Raw genomic sequence first — 17,861 nt, 5'->3', positions numbered from 1 at the left:
ACAGCAAAAAGGCCCCCGAAGGGGCCTCTAGAACTCAAGCAAACACTTGAAAAATCACTCCCACTCGATCGTGCCCGGCGGCTTGCTGGTGATGTCGTAGGTGACGCGGTTGATGCCCTTGACCTCGTTGATGATGCGGTTGCTGACGCGCGACAGGAAGGACATGTCGAAGGGGTAGAAATCCGCCGTCATGCCGTCGGTCGAGGTCACGGCGCGCAGGGCGCAGGCGTAGTCGTAGGAGCGGGAATCGCCCATCACGCCGACGGTGCGGACCGGCAGCAGCACGCAGAAGGCCTGCCAGATGCTGTCGTAGAGGCCGGCATTGCGGATTTCCTCGAGATAGATCGTATCGGCCTTCTTCAGGATTTCCAGGCGTTCGCGGGTGATTTCCTGGCCGGGGATGCGGATCGCCAGGCCCGGTCCGGGGAAGGGATGGCGGCCGACCATTTCCTCGGGCAGGCCCAGTTCGCGGCCCAGTTCGCGGACTTCGTCCTTGAAGAGTTCGCGCAGGGGCTCGACCAGCTTCATGTTCATGCGTTCAGGTAGGCCGCCGACATTGTGGTGGCTCTTGATCGTCACCGAGGGGCCGCCGATGAAGCTGACCGATTCGATCACGTCGGGATAGAGCGTGCCCTGGGCCAGGAAATCGGCGCCGCCGACGCGCTTGGCTTCTTCGTCGAAGACGTCGATGAAGGTGGCGCCGATGATCTTGCGCTTTTCCTCGGGGTCGGTCTTGCCGGCCAGCTTGCCCAGGAACAGGTCCGAGGCATCCTTGTGGACGAGGTTGATGTTGAAGCGGTCGCGGAAGACGCGGACCACCTGCTCTGCCTCGCCCGCACGCAGCAGGCCGGTATCGACGAAGACGCAGGTCAGCTGGTCGCCGATGGCTTCATGCAGAAGTGCGGCGACGACCGAGGAATCCACCCCGCCCGACAGGCCGCAGATCACCCGGCCCGAGCCCACCTGCTTGCGCACGGCGTCGATGGCCTGGCCGCGGAAGGCGGCCATGGTCCAGTCGCCCGCGCAGCCGGCGACGCGATGGGTGAAATTGGAAATAAGCTGGGCGCCGTGCGGAGTGTGCACCACTTCGGGGTGGAACTGCACGGCATAGAAACGCTTCTCGTCATTGGCGATGGCGGCGAAGGGCGCGCCTTCGGACTTGCCGACGACACGGAAGCCCTCGGGCAGCGAGATCACGCGGTCGCCGTGGCTCATCCACACCTGCTCGCGCCCGCCCTTTTCCCAGACGCCGTGGAAGAGTTCGCAATCGTCCTCCACATCGACCCAGGCGCGGCCGAATTCGCGATGGTCGCCCTGCTCCACCTTGCCGCCAAGCTGCGCCACCATGGTCTGCTGGCCGTAGCAGATGCCCAGCACCGGCACACCCATCTCGAACACCTTCATCGGCGCGCGCGGCGTATCCTCGCCGGTCACCGAGGCCGGGCCGCCCGACAGGATGATGGCCTTGGGGTCATAGGCTTCCAGGCTTTCCGCCGTCACCTTGTTGAAGGGATGGATTTCGGAATAGACGCCGCTTTCGCGCACACGGCGCGCGATGAGCTGGGTCACCTGGGACCCGAAATCGATAATGAGAATCCGGTCGGTCATCGATACCCCTCCAACGAAAGCGGCGGGACTTTAGCCGAAGCCCCGCCGTATCCACAAGCCCTTGCCGGAGAAAGACTCGTCCGAGTTATTTCCCGCCGCCGGTGCGCTGGATCATCTTGTCCATCCAACGGGCCAGCAGGCTCAGGGCCACCACCATGAAAACGGCGCCCGGGCCGATCATATACCAGTCGAAGGCGCCGAAGCTGGTCGAAGTCCCCTTGACCACGAAATTGTTGATGACGACCCAGATGCCGAGGGGCACGACCATCGCGACGACGAAGATATAAGGCAGAAAACGCATCGAACCCTCCGGTAAATCCCACTTTTCAAGTAGGGCTATGGACCGCACCTGCCGGGCGGACCTTCCAACACGGAGGCGGACCATAATGATCGCGCGGCCTGCGTTCAACCTGACACGAAATAGGGTTAACCGAGCGGGAGAGTAAATAATTCGCCTTACAACTCGACGATTTCCGGGACATGGCCGGTGGCGCGCAGGAATTTGCGGAAATCCTCGGCCGCGATGGTGGTGGTCGCGTCGTTGCGCAAGGGGTGGTAGTTCAGCAGGTCCTGGCGCATCATCCAGCCGTCGAGCACGACGCTGACGCGGCCTTCCCTGTCGTTGATCAAGGCGAAGGGCGTGACCGATCCCGGCTCCACCCCCAGCACCTCGCGCAGCAGATCCGCCGAACCGAAGGACAGCCGGGCCGAACCGATCTGCTTGGGCAGGGCTTTCAGGTCGATGCGGCGCTCGCCCGGCGCGACCACCAGCCACAGCTTGCCCTTGGCGTCCTTCAGGAACAGGTTCTTGCAATGCACGCCCGGGATGTCGCCCCAGACCGCATTGCCCTGTTCCACCGTGAAGGCCGGGGGATGGTTGGTGGTGGTGGTTTCGATTCCCAGTTCGGCCAGGAAGGCCATCAGGTCCTCTTCCGTCGCCATCTTACGCTCGCTCATGAAAACCATTCCTGCCGGTCCTCCTCGAATCGAGCCCAAAGATAACGCAACAGCGCCTGGATACGTGCATTGCCGTTCGTCTCGCGATGCGACACCAGCCAGATAGTCACGACACAAGGCACATCCACCGGCACCCGCACCAGATCGGGATAGAAGCGCTGATAGTAGCGGGGCAAAAGGCCCATACCTGCGCCGCTACGGATGGCTTCAAGAAAAGTGCGCGAGGAATTGGAAACGAAGGATACCTGCGGGAGGCGCGCCACGATTTGCTGCCAAGGGGCGAAATCGCGTTGGCCGAGATATCCCACATGATCGACGACACGATGCTGCGGCAATTCGTTCAGGCTTGCTGGCAATCCGCATGAGGTGACATAGCTTTCTGCCGCGAACAGATCACAGCGTAACAGGCCCGCCTTGCGCGCCACCGCCCGCGGATCCTGCGGACGGATCACCTGGACCGATATATCGGCCTCGCGCGCTGCCAGGTTGGGCGGGGTGGTACCGATCAGGGTCTCGATCTGGATAGCCGGATACTGAGCCTGGAAAGCGACCAGATGGCGGGTCAACCAGAAGGCCGACAACCCGCCGGGGGCGGCAACGCGCACCCGTCCGGACATTTCCTGGTCACTCCCCGCCAATTGGCGCTCAATGGACAGCGCCACCTGTTCCATCTGTTCTGCTTGGACCAGCAGATCCTGCCCGGCCGGCGTCAGGCGCATGCCACCGGCGATCCGGTCGAACAGTTTGACGCCAAGGCGCTGCTCCAACCCCTGCACCCGCCGGCCAATCGTCGTGGCGTCGGTCTTCATATGGACTGCGGCATGGGTGTAGCGCCCGGCCCTGGCAACGGCCAGGAAGAACCGAAGATCGTCCCAATCCCCCAATCCCGGCTTATTCCTGCGAATTTGCATTTTACCCCTGCGCCATTCTGCATTTTCAATGGTCATGACAGGACAGATAATCACGCAAGTAAAGAGCCTTCATTGGAAGGAAAAGTCATGAAAGAAGCAACGATCCGCGGATATCAGCCGGGCGACATTGGCGCCATAACCGGGATGCTTGGCACCTACTATGCCAAAGCATGGGGGTTCGGACTGAGCTTCGAGGCCGAAGTCGCCACGGAATTATCCGCCTTCCTGGTCGCCTTCAGGCCCCAACGGGATGGGTTTTGGGTAGCCGCCCGACAGGAAGAAACCATCGGCTGCATCGCTCTTGCCGATGCCGGCGAAAACAGAGGACAATTGCGCTGGTTCATGGTCGATCCGTCGGCTCAGGGCGCGGGGCTGGGCCGCAAGCTGCTTGGCGAATCCTTAAGCTTCGCCCGCCAAGTCGGCTATGAGAGCCTCTTCCTGTGGACCATTGACGGCTTGCTGGCGGCGCGCCACCTCTATGATGCAGCCGGCTTCCGGCAGGTGGAGACACAGCATGACAGCCGCTGGGGCGTACCGGCCCCGGTACAGAGGCTGGTCCTGGACTTGCACCGCCATGACGCCGTCTGAAGGACCTTTGCGGCGTCAGTACGATAACATAGAGATCGACTATTACCTGAGCTTGGCGCGGGACATACGGGCGCAGTCCTGGTGCCGCTGGATGGCCTGCCTCTTGCGCTTCTTCGGTGCTTGACGCCTGTTCCATCGCGATAGCATGCATAAGGTGAACCTTGCCGAAGCTCGGCCTTACCCGATTCCTCAAGATCAGCAGCCTTCCCCTGAACGAACAGGTGCAGGAGCTGGAGCAATACCTGCATCCGGGAGGCTACAACTTCTACCGGGAACTTCGCCGCCTGACACCGTCCATCGCCACCCGCGAGGTTACGGTCGAGGAGGCGGAACGGCAGGTCCGCGAGAATTGCAGCAATCCCGCCGAAGTGGAGCATAACCTGGCCGGCATCCGCGCCCTGGCCCATTGGGTTGGCAAGCGGAAGCTGGAGCTTGTCGAGCCGCCGAAAGGAAGTGTCACGCGCGGGGACATCACGGTCAGGCTGGAGCCGGAACTGGCCTTCCTCGAAAAGGGCGTCCTCAACGTCGTCGCGCTCTGGAATATCGCCACGCCGGAATTGAGCCCGCATATCGCCGGAACAGGCGTCCACCTGCTGCGGTCCCATTTCCATAACGAGATGCCGGGCGCGGAATTCGGCCTTCTCGACCTGCGCCGCCCCAGACTGAACCGCCATGTTCCCAACAATGCCAGCCTCGTCGCCGACCATCTTCTCGCCTCGCTGGACAATCTGTGGCAACAGCTGCTCGCCAATTCCTAACTTCCACACTCGCTTGAACCCTTTCGGTCCTACATTGTACGCAAGGTCAGGAATCGGAGGTGGCCATGAGTATCTGGGGTAAGGTTGTCGGCGGATTTGGCGGGTTGCTGGTGGGCGGGCCGATCGGCGCGCTGCTAGGCGCCACCGCCGGTCATGTCTACGACAAGAAGCGCGGGGCCGATGGCGAGTTGCCGCCCTTTCTCCAGGCCCTGACCAACAAGCTGGGCCAGGCGAAGGAGACGGCGCGCCAGACCGCCTTCACCACCGCCGTCGTCGCCCTCTCGGCCAAGATGGCCAAGGCCGACGGCGTGGTCACGCGGGCCGAGATCGACACCTTCAAGCGCATCTTCCGGATCCCGCCCGGACAGATGCGCAATGTCGGCCTGCTGTTCGACATGGCGAAGAAGGACCCGTCGGGCTATGAAATCTATGCCCGCCAGGTGGCCATGCTGTTCCGCGACAATCCGGCCATTCTGGAGGAATTGCTGGACGCGCTGTTCGAAATCGCCAAGGCCGACGGCCCGCCCCGTCCCGCGCAGCTTGACTTCCTGCACCGTGTTGGCAGGATCTTCGGTCTGGAGGACCACGATTACGCCCGCGTCCGCGCCGCCCATACCGGCGAACCCGATCCCTATACGGTTCTCGGGCTTTCGCCCCAGGCGTCGAATGACGAGATCAAGGCGGCGTGGCGCCGACTGACCCGCGAAAACCATCCTGACAGTCTGATCGCCCAAGGAATGCCTGAAGAATTCATCGAGGTCGCCACCCGCAAGATGGCCGCCATCAACGCCGCCTATGACAGCATCGCCCGCCAGCGGGGGATCGGCTGATGGCACCGCCTCCCCTTCTTTCCTTGCGCGATTTGCGCATCACCTTCGGCGGCGAGCCGCTGTTCCGCGGCGTCACCGCCCAGGTGGGACGCGGCGACAAGACCTGCCTTGTCGGCCGCAACGGCTCGGGCAAGTCCACCTTGCTGAAGGTGATGGCCGGACTGATCGAGGCCGATAGCGGCGAGGTCTTCGTCCAGCCCGGCGCCCGTGTCGCCTATCTGCACCAGGACCCTGTGCTCGACGGCGCCACCGTCGCCGATTACGTCGCCTCGGGCCTGCCGCCGGGCCACGAGCACGAGACTTGGCGCGTCGATGCGGCGCTGGAACATCTGAAGATCGACGGCAGGCGCGATCCCTCCGCCCTGTCCGGGGGCGAAGGCCGCCGCGCCGCCCTGGCCCGCACGCTGGTTTCCGAACCCGATGTGCTGCTGCTGGACGAACCGACCAACCACATGGACCTGCCCACCATCCTGTGGCTGGAGCAGGAATTGCTGGCCTTCAAGGGCGCCCTGGTGGTCATCAGCCACGACCGCGCCTTCCTGAATGCCGTCTCGCGCCAGACGCTCTGGCTGGACCGGGGCGTGGTGCGCCGTCACGAGCAGGGCTTCAGCGATTTCGAGCGCTGGTCCGAGGAAGTGATCGCCGCCGAGGAAGCCGAACTGGCCCGTATGGACAAGAAGCTCGAGGCCGAAACCCACTGGCTGCATCGCGGCGTCACCGCCCGGCGCAAGCGCAACATGGGCCGCCTACGCAAGCTGATGGAACTGCGCCAGGTCCGGGCCAAGCTGGTGACCGGGCCGCGTTCGGTCAATATGGGCGTCGAATCGGGCGAGAAATCCGGCGCCCTGGTCATCGAGGCCGAGAACATCCACAAGAGCTTCGACAGCGCGGCGGGCAGCAAGATCGTCGCCAAGGGCTTCTCCACCCGCATCATGCGCGGCGACCGCATCGGCTTCATCGGCCCCAACGGCGCCGGCAAGACCACGCTGCTGCGCATCCTGACCGGTGACATCCCGCCGGATTCGGGCAATGTGCGGCTGGGCACCAATCTCCAGCCCGCCTATTTCGACCAGCGCCGCGCCCAGCTCGACCCCGAGGCCAGCGTTTGGGACACCCTGACCGACGGACGCGGCGACCAGGTCTTCGTGCGCGGCGAGCCCAAGCATGTGGTCTCCTACATGCGCGACTTCCTGTTCGACGACCGCCAGGCCAAATCGCCGGTCAAGGCGCTGTCGGGGGGCGAGCGCAACCGCCTGCTGCTGGCCAAGCTTTTGGCCAAGCCGTCCAACCTGCTGATCCTGGACGAACCGACCAACGACCTGGACATGGACACGCTGGACCTGCTGGAAGAGATGCTGGCCGAATATGACGGCACCCTTCTGGTGGTCAGCCATGACCGCGATTTCCTCGACCGGCTGGTGACCAGCGTCATCGCGGTCGAGGGCAATGGCGACATCCAGGAATATCCGGGCGGCTATTCCGATTACCTGATCCAGCGCCCCGACGCGCCGGAAGCGGCGTTCTCCAAGCCCAAGGAGACGGCCAAGGCCGCGCCCAAGCCCGCCGTCAAGCCCAAGGCGCAGACCAAGCTTAGCTACAAGGACCAGCGGGAGCTGGACCAGCTGCCGGACCGCATCAAGGCCCTGCAGGACGAGATCGCCAAGCTGGAAGCGGAACTTGCCGATCCCGCCTTGTACGAGCGCAAGCCCGACCGCTTCGCCCAGGCCACCGAGCGCATGACGAAGGCGCATGAGGAACTCGCGGCGGCGGAAGAACGCTGGCTGGAGCTGGAGATGCTGCGCGAGGAGTTAGCCGGATCATGAGTCCGCTGGACCTGGGGGCGGCCTGTATCACCGTCCTCATCTGGGGCCTGAATTTCGTCGCCGTGAAGGTAGGGGTGGAAGAAATTCCGCCCCTTTTGCTGGTGGGCGTGCGTTTCGCCCTCGTCGCGGCGGTGACGGTGCCTTTCCTGCGCCCGCGCCGCAGCCAGCTTCCGGCCATCCTGCTGCTGTCCTTCACGCTCGGCGTGCTGCATTTCGGCGTGCTGTTCATCGGCATGAAGGGAGTCGATGCCGCCACGGCGGCCATCGCCATCCAGTTGCAGCTTCCCTTCAGTTCGCTGATGGCCTGGCTGTTCTTCCGCGACAAGCTGGGCTGGCGGCGCATGCTGGGCATGTCCATGGCCTTCATCGGCGTCGCCTTCCTGGCCGGGGAACCGCAGCAGCCCGCTTTGCTGCCGCTGATGCTAATCATTGGCGCGGGCATGGCCTGGGCGCTGTCCAACGTGGTCATCAAGCGCGTGGGCGAGATCAATCCCCTGACCTTGAACGGATGGATGGCCCTGTTCGCCGCGCCCCAGGTCCTGCTGCTGTCGGTGCTGGTCGAGGGCGACCCGGTCACCCCGCTGCTGAATGCCGGCTGGGCGGGCTGGGGCGCCATCCTCTATACGGTGGTCGGGGCGTCCCTGATTTCCTATACGCTGTGGTACTACCTGCTGGCCAAATACACGGTGAACCAGGTGGTGCCCTTCACGCTGCTGGCCCCGGTCATCGGCATCATCTCGGGGGTCCTGTTGCTGGGCGAGCCCTTCACCTGGCATAAGGCCGTGGGCGGCGGCCTGACCATCCTCGGTGTGACGATCATCCAGCTCCGCGAGATCCAGCGGGCGCAGAAACGCATGGGACAGCCGACATGATCGAAACGCCTTCGCCCAATCACGAACCTCGCCCCCCGGGTCAGGCGGTCGACATGCTGGTGCTCCACTACACCGGCATGCAGACCGCCCAGATGGCGCTGGAACGCATGTGCGACCCCCAGGCCAAGGTCAGCGCCCATTACATGATCCACGAAGACGGTCGGGTGGTCCGGCTGGTGCCCGAGGAATACCGCGCCTGGCATGCCGGGCTCTCCTGCTGGCGAGGACAGCGCGACATCAACAGCCGCTCCATCGGCATCGAGTTGGTCAATCCCGGCCATGAATGGGGCTACCGCCCCTTCCCCGAGGCCCAGATGGCGGCGCTGATCGAACTGGCCCAGGGCATCCTGGCGCGCCATCCCATCCCATCCCATAACGTGGTGGGGCATTCCGACGTGGCGCCCGCGCGCAAGGAAGACCCGGGCGAATTGTTCGACTGGCCGCGCCTGGCCCGCCACGGGATCGGCCTGTGGAGCGATGAACAGGGCCGCAGCACGCTGACTCCGGAACAGGCCCAGGCCCTGCTGGCGCGGATCGGCTATGATTGCCCGGTGACCGGGGAATGGGACGAAGCGAGCCATCTGGCCCTGCTCGCCTTCCAGCGCCGCTTCTATCCCAGCCGTCTCGACGGCCTTCTCGATCCCGGGACGGCGCACAGGCTCAAGGTCATAGCCAGGCTGATGTAAGCGGGGCCGGAAGGCGGGCTTTCGTCCTGCCCCGCCCCAGCCGGAAGAAATAATCATTTTACTGCTTATTTGTCTTTCCTTGCCGTTCGTCTTTTGCCGCCGGGCAATAGCAGGCTTGACCTGGGCCTGTTTCCCACTATGTTCAGCGCCGCGTCAGAGGACTGGATGACCGCCCTTTCCGGTGTCCCGGAGGGGAGGAAAGTCCGGGCTCCACGGAAACACGGTGCCGGATAACGTCCGGCGGGGGCGACCCTAGGGAAAGTGCCACAGAAAGCAAACCGCCCGCCCGCTTCCAGGCTTCGGCCCGGCAAGCCGACGGGCAAGGGTGAAAGGGTGCGGTAAGAGCGCACCGCGCGCCTGGCAACAGGGGCGGCATGGTAAACCCCACCGGGAGCAAGACCAAATAGGGACGGCCGGGCCAGTCCTCCGTCATGGGAAACCATGGGATGACGTGGCCAGGCGAGGTTTTCGCGCCGTCGTCCGGGTCGGTTGCGCCGAGGCGTCCGGCAACGGGCGCCCCAGATGAATGGTCATCTCCTAAGTCTTTCGGCTTGGGAACAGAACCCGGCTTACAGGTCCTCTGACGCCTCTCTTCCTCGCATTCCCTTGAATTCCCGCGCCGGGCCCTATGGCTTTCGATCCGTGACAATACGGTGTCAGCGGCTATGACCGCGGCTGGAACGGACGCCGAATTCACGTCAAAACTTGACGCAAATTTTTCTTTTAAAATCAAAAACATACAAACCGTCCTTAATCCTTTTTAGGGCGAAGAACAGGATTCGTAGATAGAAAAGCTTAATCCAATAGTTTTGGAGGCTGATTCCATTGACGCCCATACTAGCCCATGCTATCCCATGAAAACCCACTTAGAACCAGACCGGGGGCGGGGCGGCTCTAGCGCTAAGAGGGATTGGGATATAGCCGGAAACAACTAGGCGGATCGGCATGCCGCTCTTCATGGGCACAGTCGTGAACAAGATCGACAAGAAAGGGAGGGTCTCCGTGCCCGCTCCCTTTCGCGCCGCCTTGTCCGATCAGGCCTTTGCCGGGATCATCGCCTACCGCTCCTTCACCACCGCCGCCATCGAAGGCTGCGGCATGGATTTCATGGAACGCCTCTCCGAAAGCACCGAGCAGTTCGACGTCTTCTCCGCCGAACAGGACGACCTGACCTCGCTGATCTTCGCCGACGCCCGGCAACTGGCCTGGGATGACGGCGGACGTATCGTCCTGCCCGAAGACCTGATCGAACATGCCGGCCTGTCCGACGCCGCCGCCTTCGTCGGCAAGGGCCGCACTTTCCAGGTCTGGGAACCGGAAGCTTTCAAGGCCTCCCAAGAGGAAGCCCGCCGCCGCGCCATGGAAAAACGCCCCACCTTGCCGCTGCGCCCCCGTACACCCGCCGGAGGGCAATAAGCCATGGCCGCCAATCCCGCCCCCCATATCCCGGTTCTCCTGCGCGAAGTCCTGGACGCGCTCTCCCCGCGTTCCGGTGGCGTCTACCTGGACGGCACCTTCGGCGCCGGCGGCTATACCCGTGCCATCCTGGAAGCCGCCGATTGCAAGGTGGTGGCCGTGGACCGCGACCCCGACGCCATTGCCCGCGGGCGGCAGATGGAACAGGAATTCCCCGGCCGGCTGACCGTGATCGAAGGCCGCTACGGCGACCTCGCCGCCATCACCGCATCCATGGGATTGGATGGGCTGGACGGCGTGGCCCTGGATATCGGCGTGTCCTCCATGCAGATCGACGAGGCCGAACGCGGCTTCTCCTTCCTGCGCGACGGTCCCTTGGACATGCGCATGGAGCAGTCCGGCGAAAGCGCCGCCGACGTGGTCAACGCCATGGACGAAGGCGACCTCGCCGACATCATCTATCGCTATGGCGAGGAACGCCTGTCGCGCCGCATCGCGCGGGCCATCGTCGCCGCGCGCAAGGCCGAACCCTTCACCCGCACCGCCCAACTGGCCGAGGTCGTGCGCTCGGTGGTGCCGCGTTCGGGCGACGGCATCGACCCCGCCACGCGCACCTTCCAGGCCTTGCGCATCTATGTGAATGACGAATTGGGCGAATTGCGCCGGGGCTTGGCCGGTGCCGAACTGGCGCTGAAGCCCCAGGGCCGTCTGGCCGTCGTCACCTTCCATTCGCTGGAGGACCGCGAGGTCAAGGCCTTCCTGAAGGACCGCAGCGGCAGCGGCGCCCGTCCGTCGCGCCACCTGCCGGTCGCCGCCGCGACCGGCCCCGCCGCCACCTTCGAATTGCTGGGCCGCAAGGCCGTCACCGCCGGCAAGGACGAAGCCCGGGCCAATCCCCGCGCCCGCTCGGCCAAGCTGCGCGCCGCCATCCGTACCGAAGCTCCCCCCCGTCAGGAAGAGGATGTTCGCCGATGATCCGTGGCATCACTCTCCTTTGGGCGGTCATTGCCGTCGTCCTGGGCGTCGGCCTGTTCATGCTGAAATATGAAGTGCAGGAACAGGAAGACCATCTCGCCCGCCTGAACCGCGACATTCGCGCCCATCAGGAATCCATCCACGTGCTGCGCGCGGAATGGGCTTTCCTGAACGATCCCGCGCGCCTGCGCGAACTGAGCCAGCGTCATCTGGGACTGAAGCCCCTGGGGCCGACCCATATGTTGGCCGCCGTCGCCGACCTGCCGATGCGTCCGGAAAAGATCCCGGAAGCCATGATGGCGCGCAACGAATCCGACAAGCCGGTGCCGCCGCCAAAGCCCGTGCCCGCGCCGCTGTCCCTGGCGGCGCCGAAGCCGGTCACGCCCAAGCCCGCGCCCGCCGCCCAGGCGCCCGAAACCCGTCAGGCCCGCGCCACGGCTCCGGCGCCGCAGCAGCCCCGGCAGACCCAACCGGCGGCCCAGGCCGTCGCCAAACCTGCTCCGGCTCCGCGTCCGGCCCCGGCCGCACCGCCCGTCGCGGTGGCCGCCCCTGCACGTCCGGCGGCGCCCGTACCGCAACCCACGCCGGTCTATTCTCCGCAGCCGCCGGCCTATTCCGCCCCGGCTCCCGTTCCGGCGCCTGTGCAACCCGTTCCCGCAGGCGACGTGATCGTCATCAAGTCGCCGGCCTTGGGTAGCGCGCGATGATCGGACGCCTGGCAACCATCATAAAAGGCCGTGCCGCCACGGCCCTGGCGCCGCCGCGCGACCCGTCCCGGGGCATGACGGAAAGCCAGCGCGCCGAGGCCCAGCGCCGCCGCGCCATCGAGACCGGGCGCAACCGCCTGCTGTTCACCGGCATCATGTTCACGCTGGCCTTTGCCGTCATCGCCGGACGCATGGTGGACCTGACCGTGCTGAAGGGCGGTGAGACGCAGGTCCGCCAGCAGGCCCGCATGGCGCGCACCGCGCCGCTGGAGATGGGCCGTGCCGACATCGTGGACCGCAACGGCGTGGTGCTGGCCACCAGCCTGCCCACCGTCTCGCTCTATGCCAATGCCAACGAGGTGCTCGACCCCGAGGAAGCCGCCGCCAAGCTGGTCCGCGTGCTGCCCGACCTGTCGCGCGCCGATGTGCAGGCGCGCCTGTCGGCGCCGCGCAACTTCGTCTATCTCAAGCGCAACCTGACCCCGCGCGAGCAATACGAGGTCAACGCCCTGGGCATTCCCGGCCTGTATTTCGAGCGGGGCGAGCGGCGCATCTATCCGCATGGCGGCCTGTTCTCGCATGTGCTGGGCCTGACCGACATCGACAACAACGGCATCGCCGGGTTGGAGAAGACCTTCGACGGCCTGCTGAAATCGGGCACGCCGCTGAGGCTGGCGCTGGATGCCCGCGTGCAGACGGTGATGCGCAACGAATTGCTGCGCGCCGTCGAGACCTTCAGCGCCATTGGCGCCATCGGCATGGTGATGGACGTCCATACCGGCGAGATCATCTCGATGGTCTCGCTGCCCGACTTCGACCCGAACAATCCCGGCGCGACGACCGCCGAGAACATGTTCAACCGGGCGACGCTGGGCGTCTACGAAATGGGCTCAACCTTCAAGCTGCTGAACACGGCGATCGCGCTGGACAGCGGCAAGTCGACCCTGCAAAGCGTTTATGATGCCAGCAAGCCGCTGCGCGTCGCCCGCTTCACCATCTCCGACTTCCACGGCAAGAACCGCCCCCTGACGGTGCCGGAAGTGCTGATGCATTCCTCGAACATCGCCTCGGCCAAGATGGCAATCGATTACGGCACCGAAACCCAGCGGGCCTATATGGGCGCGCTGGGCATGCTGCGCACGGCGGCCATCGAGCTGCCGGAAGTCGGATCGCCCCTCGTCCCCTCACCCTGGCGCGAGATCAACACCATGACCATCAGCTACGGCCACGGCATCGCCGTAACGCCCTTGCAGGTGGTCACCGGCGTTTCCGCCCTGGTTAATGGCGGCATCCTGCGCCCGGCGACGCTGGTCAAGCATGAACCGGGGGCAGAACCGGCCGGGCAGCGCGTGCTGAAGGAGCAGACCTCCTACCAGATGCGCCAGTTGATGCGCCTGACGGTGATGGGCGGTTCGGGAAGCATGTCGGAAGTGCCGGGCTATCATGTCGGCGGCAAGACGGGCACCGCGGAAAAGCTGGGAGCCGGCGGCACCTATCGCCGCAAATCGCTGCTCTCCTCCTTTATCGCGGCCTTTCCCATGCATGATCCGCGCTATGTGGTTCTCGCCATGATCGACGAGCCCCAGGGGACCAAGGAAACCTTCGGCTATGCCACCGGCGGCTGGACGGCCGCCCCGGCGGTCGGCCGCGTGATCTCCCAGATCGGTCCGATGCTTGGCGTTCCCTCCACTACCGAGGATCAGGCCGAAGCCGTGCTGCCCATCCGCTACCTCCACACCCTGACCAAGAGTACCGCCAGTGCCTCGACTGAGTGACCTTCTGCCGACAGAGGCGCCCGCCTTGGCCCGTGATCCCCAGGTCACGGGCTTGACGGCTGATTCCCGCAAGGTCGGCCCGGGCATGCTCTTCGCCGCCCTGCCCGGCACCAAGGCGGATGGCCGCGCCTTCATTCCCCAGGCCGTCGCCGCCGGAGCCGTCGCCGTGCTCGCCCCGCCCGGCACGCTTGTCCCGGAAGGAACGGCACTGGTGGAGGACGAGAATCCCCGCCGTGCCTTCGCCCTGATGGCCGCCCGCTTCTTCGGCGCCCAGCCCGGCATCATGGCCGCCGTCACCGGGACCAACGGCAAGACCTCGGTCGCCAGCTTCACCCGCCAGATCTGGTCCCGGCTCGGCCATCCCGCCGCCAGCCTGGGGACGCTGGGCGTGCAGGCGCCGGGGATCGACCTGGGCGGCGGGCTGACCACGCCCGATACGGCGGCCCTGCACGAAATGCTGGCCGAACTGGCGGGCAAAGGCGTCACCCATGCCGTCATGGAGGCGTCGAGCCACGGTCTGGACCAGTTCCGCCTGGACGGCATCCGCTTGGCTGCGGGCGCCTTCACCAACCTGACCCGCGACCATCTGGATTATCACGGCAGCATGGAAGCCTATGGCGAGGCCAAGCTGCGCCTGTTCACGGAGGTCCTGCCGCCCGGTGCCGGGGCCGTGGTCAATGCCGATTCCGATTTCTGGCCGACCATCCGGGTCGCCTGCGCCGCCCATCGCCTGCGCGTCCTGACCTTCGGCTCCGCGCCGGAATGCGATATCCGCCTGCTGAGACAGATTCCCGAGCCCGACGGCCAGAGCCTGGAGCTCGAACTTTTCGGCCGCCGCCGCGACCTGCGCCTGCCTTTGGCCGGCGGCTTCCAGGCGGCCAATGCCTTGTGCGCGCTGGGTCTGGTGGTGGCTTGCGGCGGCGATGCGGAACAGGCCGCCGAGGCGCTGGAACATCTGGAGGGCGTGCGCGGCCGCCTGCAGCGGGTCGCCGCCCGCAAGAACGGCGCCGCCATCTATGTCGATTACGCCCATACGCCCGACGCCCTGGAAACGGTCCTGCGCGCCCTGCGCCCCCATGCCGCCAACCGCCTGTGGGTGGTCTTCGGCTGCGGCGGCGACCGCGATCCCGGCAAGCGTCCGCAGATGGGAGCCATCGCCCAGGCCCTGGCCGACCGGGTGATCGTCACCGACGACAATCCGCGTAGCGAGGCCGCTTCGGGCATCCGCGCCGCCATCATGGCTGCCTGTCCCGGCGCCACCGAGATCGGCGACCGCGCCAGGGCCATCCGCGAAGCCGTCGCCGGACTGGAAGCGGGCGACCTGCTGGTCGTCGCCGGCAAGGGACATGAACGCGGCCAGATCGTGGGATCGGAGGTCCTGCCCTTCGACGATGCGGAAGAAGCCTGCAAGGCCGTGACCGAGATCGACGGAGGTACGGCATGAGCGCCGACAATCTTTGGACCGCGGACGAGGCCGCCCAGGCGGTCCACGGCGACTCCCAAGCCGCGTGGAGTGCCGGCGGCGTCGCCATCGACAGCCGCGCGGTGCAGCCGGGCGACCTGTTCATCGCCCTGCAAGGACCGAATTTCGACGGCCACGCCTTCGTCGCCAAGGCTTTCGAAGCCGGGGCCGCCGCCGCCATGGTCCATGCGGTCCCCGAGGGCCTGCCCGCCGGGGCGCCCTTGCTGCGCGTCGAGGACACGATGACGGGCCTGCAGGCCCTGGGCGGCGCCGGGCGCGCCCGCTCCAAGGCCCGCATCGTCGCCGTCACCGGCAGTGTGGGCAAGACCAGCACCAAGGAAATGCTGGGCCTGGCCCTGTCCGACCAGGGCTTGACCCATTTCAGCCTGGGCAGCCTGAACAATCACTGGGGCGTGCCGCTCAGCCTGTCGCGCATGCCCCGCGATACCCGCTTCGGGGTGTTCGAGATCGGCATGAACCATGCCGGGGAAATCTCGCCCCTGACCCGCATGGTGCGGCCGCATGTGGCGATCGTCACCACTGTCGAGGCCGTCCATCTGGAACATTTCGCCTCGGTCGCCGAGATCGCCGACGCCAAGGCGGAAATCTTCGAGGGGCTGGAACCGGGCGGCACCGCCGTACTGAACCGCGACAATCCCTGGTACGACCGTCTGGCGGCGGCCTGTGCCGCGCGCGGCGTCACCATCTTGCCCTTCGGCGCCGATGAAAAGGCCGAGGCACGGCTTCTCGATTGCGTGATCGGAGCCGAGGGAAGCGACGTCGCCACCCGTATCGGCGGCAAGGAAATCCGCTATCGCCTGAACGTGGCGGGGCGGCAATGGGTGCAGAATTCCCTGGCCGTTCTGGCCGCCATTCATGCCCTGGGCGCGGATGCCGGACAGGCCGCCGCGTCGCTGGCCAAGCTGTCCGCCCCCAAGGGACGCGGACAACGCCATAAATTGGCCGCTAACGTGGAATTAATCGACGAGAGCTACAACGCCAGCCCGGTTTCCATGCGGGCCGCCATCGCCACTCTGGCGGCGGCCCGGCCGGTCGCTGCGGGGCGTCGAATCGCGGTGCTGGGCGACATGCTGGAGTTGGGCGAGAAGTCCGCTTCGCTGCATGCCGGCCTTGCCGAATCCTTGCGGGAAGCGGGAATTGACCTTGTCTTCACCGCGGGAGCGCTGATGGAACGCCTGTACGAGACCCTGCCGCCACAACTGCGCGGCGCCCATGCCCCCGACTCGGCCACACTTGCGCCGCAAGTCACGGCCGCACTGGGCGAAGGCGACGTGGTGATGGTAAAGGGATCCGCCGGCAGCCGCATGGGGCGCGTGGTCGAGGCAATCCAGACGTGGTCGTCAGCCCAAAGCGGCGCCGACAGGAGCTTTCGTTAATGCTTTATAATCTGCTGTTTCCCTTGGCAGACCAGTACACGGTCTTCAACCTGTTCCGCTACCTGACCTTCCGGACGGGCGGGGCGATCCTGACCGCGCTGCTGGTCGCCTTCATTGCCGGGCCGTTCGTGATCCGCTGGCTGCGCGCCCGCCAAAAGCAGGGACAGCCCATCCGCACCGACGGCCCCGAAAGCCACCTGCTGACCAAGAAAGGCACGCCGACCATGGGCGGCGTGCTGATCCTGCTGGCCCTGGCGATCGCTACGCTGCTTTGGGCGGACCTGACCAATCCCTTCGTCTGGGTGGTACTGTTGGTCACCACCGGCTATGGCCTGATCGGCTTCTGGGACGATTACCTGAAGGTCACCAAGCGCAATCCCAAGGGCGTCTCGGGCAAGATGAAGCTGGCCCTCCAGATCATCATCGCCTCGGTCGCCGCCTATCTGACCGTCACCGCCACCCTGCCGCCGCTGAACCAGAGCCTGACCGTGCCGTTCTTCAAGAACGTGCTGATCGAGATGGGCTTCTTCTATGTGCCCATGGCGGTCTTCGTCATGGTCGGCGCCTCGAATGCGGTGAACCTGACCGACGGCCTGGACGGGCTGGCCATCGTGCCGGTGATGATCGCCGCCGCCGTCTTCGCCCTGATCGCCTATCTCGTCGGCAATGCCGTCTTCGCCAATTACCTGCAGATCCATCATGTCCCGGGCACCGGCGAACTGGCGGTGATCTGCGGCGCCTTGTGCGGGGCGGGATTGGGCTTCCTGTGGTTCAACGCCCCGCCGGCCATGGTCTTCATGGGCGACACCGGTTCGCTGTCCCTGGGCGGCGCGCTGGGCTCGATCGCCGTGGTGACCAAGCATGAACTGGTCCTGGCGATCGTCGGCGGCCTGTTCGTGCTGGAGACCGTCTCGGTGATCGTGCAGGTCGTATCGTTCAAGCTGACGGGCAAGCGCGTCTTCCGCATGGCGCCACTGCACCATCACTTTGAGAAGAAGGGCTGGGCGGAACCGACCGTGGTCATCCGCTTCTGGATCATCGCCGGCATCCTGGCCCTGATCGGCCTGTCCACGCTGAAGTTGCGCTGAGCGGGAGT

The 17,861-nt window shown here is 65.5% G+C and carries 17 protein-coding genes and 1 other RNA gene; 14 read left to right on the top strand and 4 right to left on the bottom strand.

Features of this window, described 5'->3' with window-relative positions:
• Positions 1-54: 54 nt before the first annotated feature.
• The 4 genes from guaA to EPD66_RS11960 form a co-directional block, all read right to left on the bottom strand.
• Complete coding sequence (gene guaA, locus EPD66_RS11975; protein ID WP_142848746.1) at positions 55-1,608, bottom strand: glutamine-hydrolyzing GMP synthase; 1,554 nt, start codon at positions 1,606-1,608, stop codon at positions 55-57.
• An 85-nt stretch (positions 1,609-1,693) separates the two neighbouring features.
• Complete coding sequence (locus EPD66_RS11970; RefSeq protein ID WP_142848745.1) at positions 1,694-1,909, bottom strand: hypothetical protein; 216 nt, start codon at positions 1,907-1,909, stop codon at positions 1,694-1,696.
• Between the two features lie 155 nt (positions 1,910-2,064).
• Positions 2,065-2,565 carry a prolyl-tRNA synthetase associated domain-containing protein gene (locus tag EPD66_RS11965; RefSeq protein WP_255448460.1) on the bottom strand — a complete coding sequence of 167 codons (501 nt, stop codon included), beginning with the start codon at positions 2,563-2,565 and terminating at the stop codon, positions 2,065-2,067.
• On the bottom strand, positions 2,562-3,512 hold the full coding sequence (locus EPD66_RS11960) for a LysR family transcriptional regulator (RefSeq protein ID WP_142848744.1): 951 nt from the start codon (positions 3,510-3,512) through the stop codon (positions 2,562-2,564). The genes EPD66_RS11965 and EPD66_RS11960 overlap by 4 nt, the downstream gene beginning before the upstream one ends.
• A 51-nt stretch (positions 3,513-3,563) precedes the next feature.
• Between EPD66_RS11960 and EPD66_RS11955 the strand changes: the two genes are divergently transcribed.
• The 14 genes from EPD66_RS11955 to mraY all read left to right on the top strand — a co-directional run bounded on the left by EPD66_RS11955 (position 3,564) and on the right by mraY (position 17,853).
• A complete protein-coding gene (locus tag EPD66_RS11955; protein WP_221930965.1) occupies positions 3,564-4,064 on the top strand; it encodes a GNAT family N-acetyltransferase in 501 nt (166 codons plus the stop codon).
• 161 nt (positions 4,065-4,225) lie between these two features.
• The gene (locus tag EPD66_RS11950; RefSeq protein ID WP_142848742.1) at positions 4,226-4,822 is read left to right on the top strand and encodes a hypothetical protein; all 597 of its coding nucleotides are present in this window, start codon (positions 4,226-4,228) and stop codon (positions 4,820-4,822) included.
• A gap of 65 nt (positions 4,823-4,887) precedes the next feature.
• Positions 4,888-5,652, top strand: a complete 765-nt coding sequence (locus tag EPD66_RS11945; RefSeq protein WP_142848741.1) for a TerB family tellurite resistance protein — start codon at positions 4,888-4,890, stop codon at positions 5,650-5,652.
• Positions 5,652-7,475, top strand: a complete 1,824-nt coding sequence (locus tag EPD66_RS11940; RefSeq protein ID WP_142848740.1) for an ABC-F family ATP-binding cassette domain-containing protein — start codon at positions 5,652-5,654, stop codon at positions 7,473-7,475. The genes EPD66_RS11945 and EPD66_RS11940 overlap by 1 nt, the downstream gene beginning before the upstream one ends.
• On the top strand, positions 7,472-8,347 hold the full coding sequence (locus tag EPD66_RS11935; RefSeq protein ID WP_142848739.1) for a DMT family transporter: 876 nt from the start codon (positions 7,472-7,474) through the stop codon (positions 8,345-8,347). Before EPD66_RS11940 ends, EPD66_RS11935 begins: the two co-directional genes overlap by 4 nt.
• Positions 8,344-9,033, top strand: a complete 690-nt coding sequence (locus EPD66_RS11930; protein WP_142848738.1) for an N-acetylmuramoyl-L-alanine amidase — start codon at positions 8,344-8,346, stop codon at positions 9,031-9,033. The genes EPD66_RS11935 and EPD66_RS11930 overlap by 4 nt, the downstream gene beginning before the upstream one ends.
• Positions 9,034-9,186: 153 nt before the next feature.
• An RNA gene (gene rnpB / locus EPD66_RS11925) (RNase P RNA component class A) lies at positions 9,187-9,621 on the top strand.
• A 357-nt stretch (positions 9,622-9,978) separates the two neighbouring features.
• A complete protein-coding gene (gene mraZ, locus EPD66_RS11920; protein ID WP_142848737.1) occupies positions 9,979-10,449 on the top strand; it encodes a division/cell wall cluster transcriptional repressor MraZ in 471 nt (156 codons plus the stop codon).
• Positions 10,450-10,452: 3 nt separating this feature from the next.
• On the top strand, positions 10,453-11,424 hold the full coding sequence (rsmH, locus tag EPD66_RS11915; protein ID WP_142848736.1) for a 16S rRNA (cytosine(1402)-N(4))-methyltransferase RsmH: 972 nt from the start codon (positions 10,453-10,455) through the stop codon (positions 11,422-11,424).
• Entirely contained in the window at positions 11,421-12,131 is a 711-nt protein-coding gene (locus EPD66_RS24055; protein WP_185961383.1) for a hypothetical protein, read from the top strand. Before rsmH ends, EPD66_RS24055 begins: the two co-directional genes overlap by 4 nt.
• Complete coding sequence (locus EPD66_RS11905) at positions 12,128-13,906, top strand: penicillin-binding protein 2 (RefSeq protein WP_255448459.1); 1,779 nt, start codon at positions 12,128-12,130, stop codon at positions 13,904-13,906. Before EPD66_RS24055 ends, EPD66_RS11905 begins: the two co-directional genes overlap by 4 nt.
• The gene (locus tag EPD66_RS11900) at positions 13,890-15,350 is read left to right on the top strand and encodes a UDP-N-acetylmuramoyl-L-alanyl-D-glutamate--2,6-diaminopimelate ligase (RefSeq protein ID WP_255448458.1); all 1,461 of its coding nucleotides are present in this window, start codon (positions 13,890-13,892) and stop codon (positions 15,348-15,350) included. The genes EPD66_RS11905 and EPD66_RS11900 overlap by 17 nt, the downstream gene beginning before the upstream one ends.
• Complete coding sequence (locus tag EPD66_RS11895; RefSeq protein ID WP_142848734.1) at positions 15,347-16,765, top strand: UDP-N-acetylmuramoylalanyl-D-glutamyl-2,6-diaminopimelate--D-alanyl-D-alanine ligase; 1,419 nt, start codon at positions 15,347-15,349, stop codon at positions 16,763-16,765. Before EPD66_RS11900 ends, EPD66_RS11895 begins: the two co-directional genes overlap by 4 nt.
• Positions 16,765-17,853: a phospho-N-acetylmuramoyl-pentapeptide-transferase gene (gene mraY / locus EPD66_RS11890; protein ID WP_142848733.1), complete on the top strand. Its 1,089-nt coding sequence runs from the start codon at positions 16,765-16,767 to the stop codon at positions 17,851-17,853. Before EPD66_RS11895 ends, mraY begins: the two co-directional genes overlap by 1 nt.
• Positions 17,854-17,861: the final 8 nt, after the last annotated feature.

It is taken from the genome of Telmatospirillum sp. J64-1, assembly GCF_006980715.1.
GTDB classification, from domain to species: Bacteria; Pseudomonadota; Alphaproteobacteria; order Rhodospirillales; family Magnetospirillaceae; genus Oleiliquidispirillum; species Oleiliquidispirillum nitrogeniifigens.
Note: the sequence above shows the minus strand (reverse complement) of the source record. Positions and strands in the feature narration are given on the sequence as shown.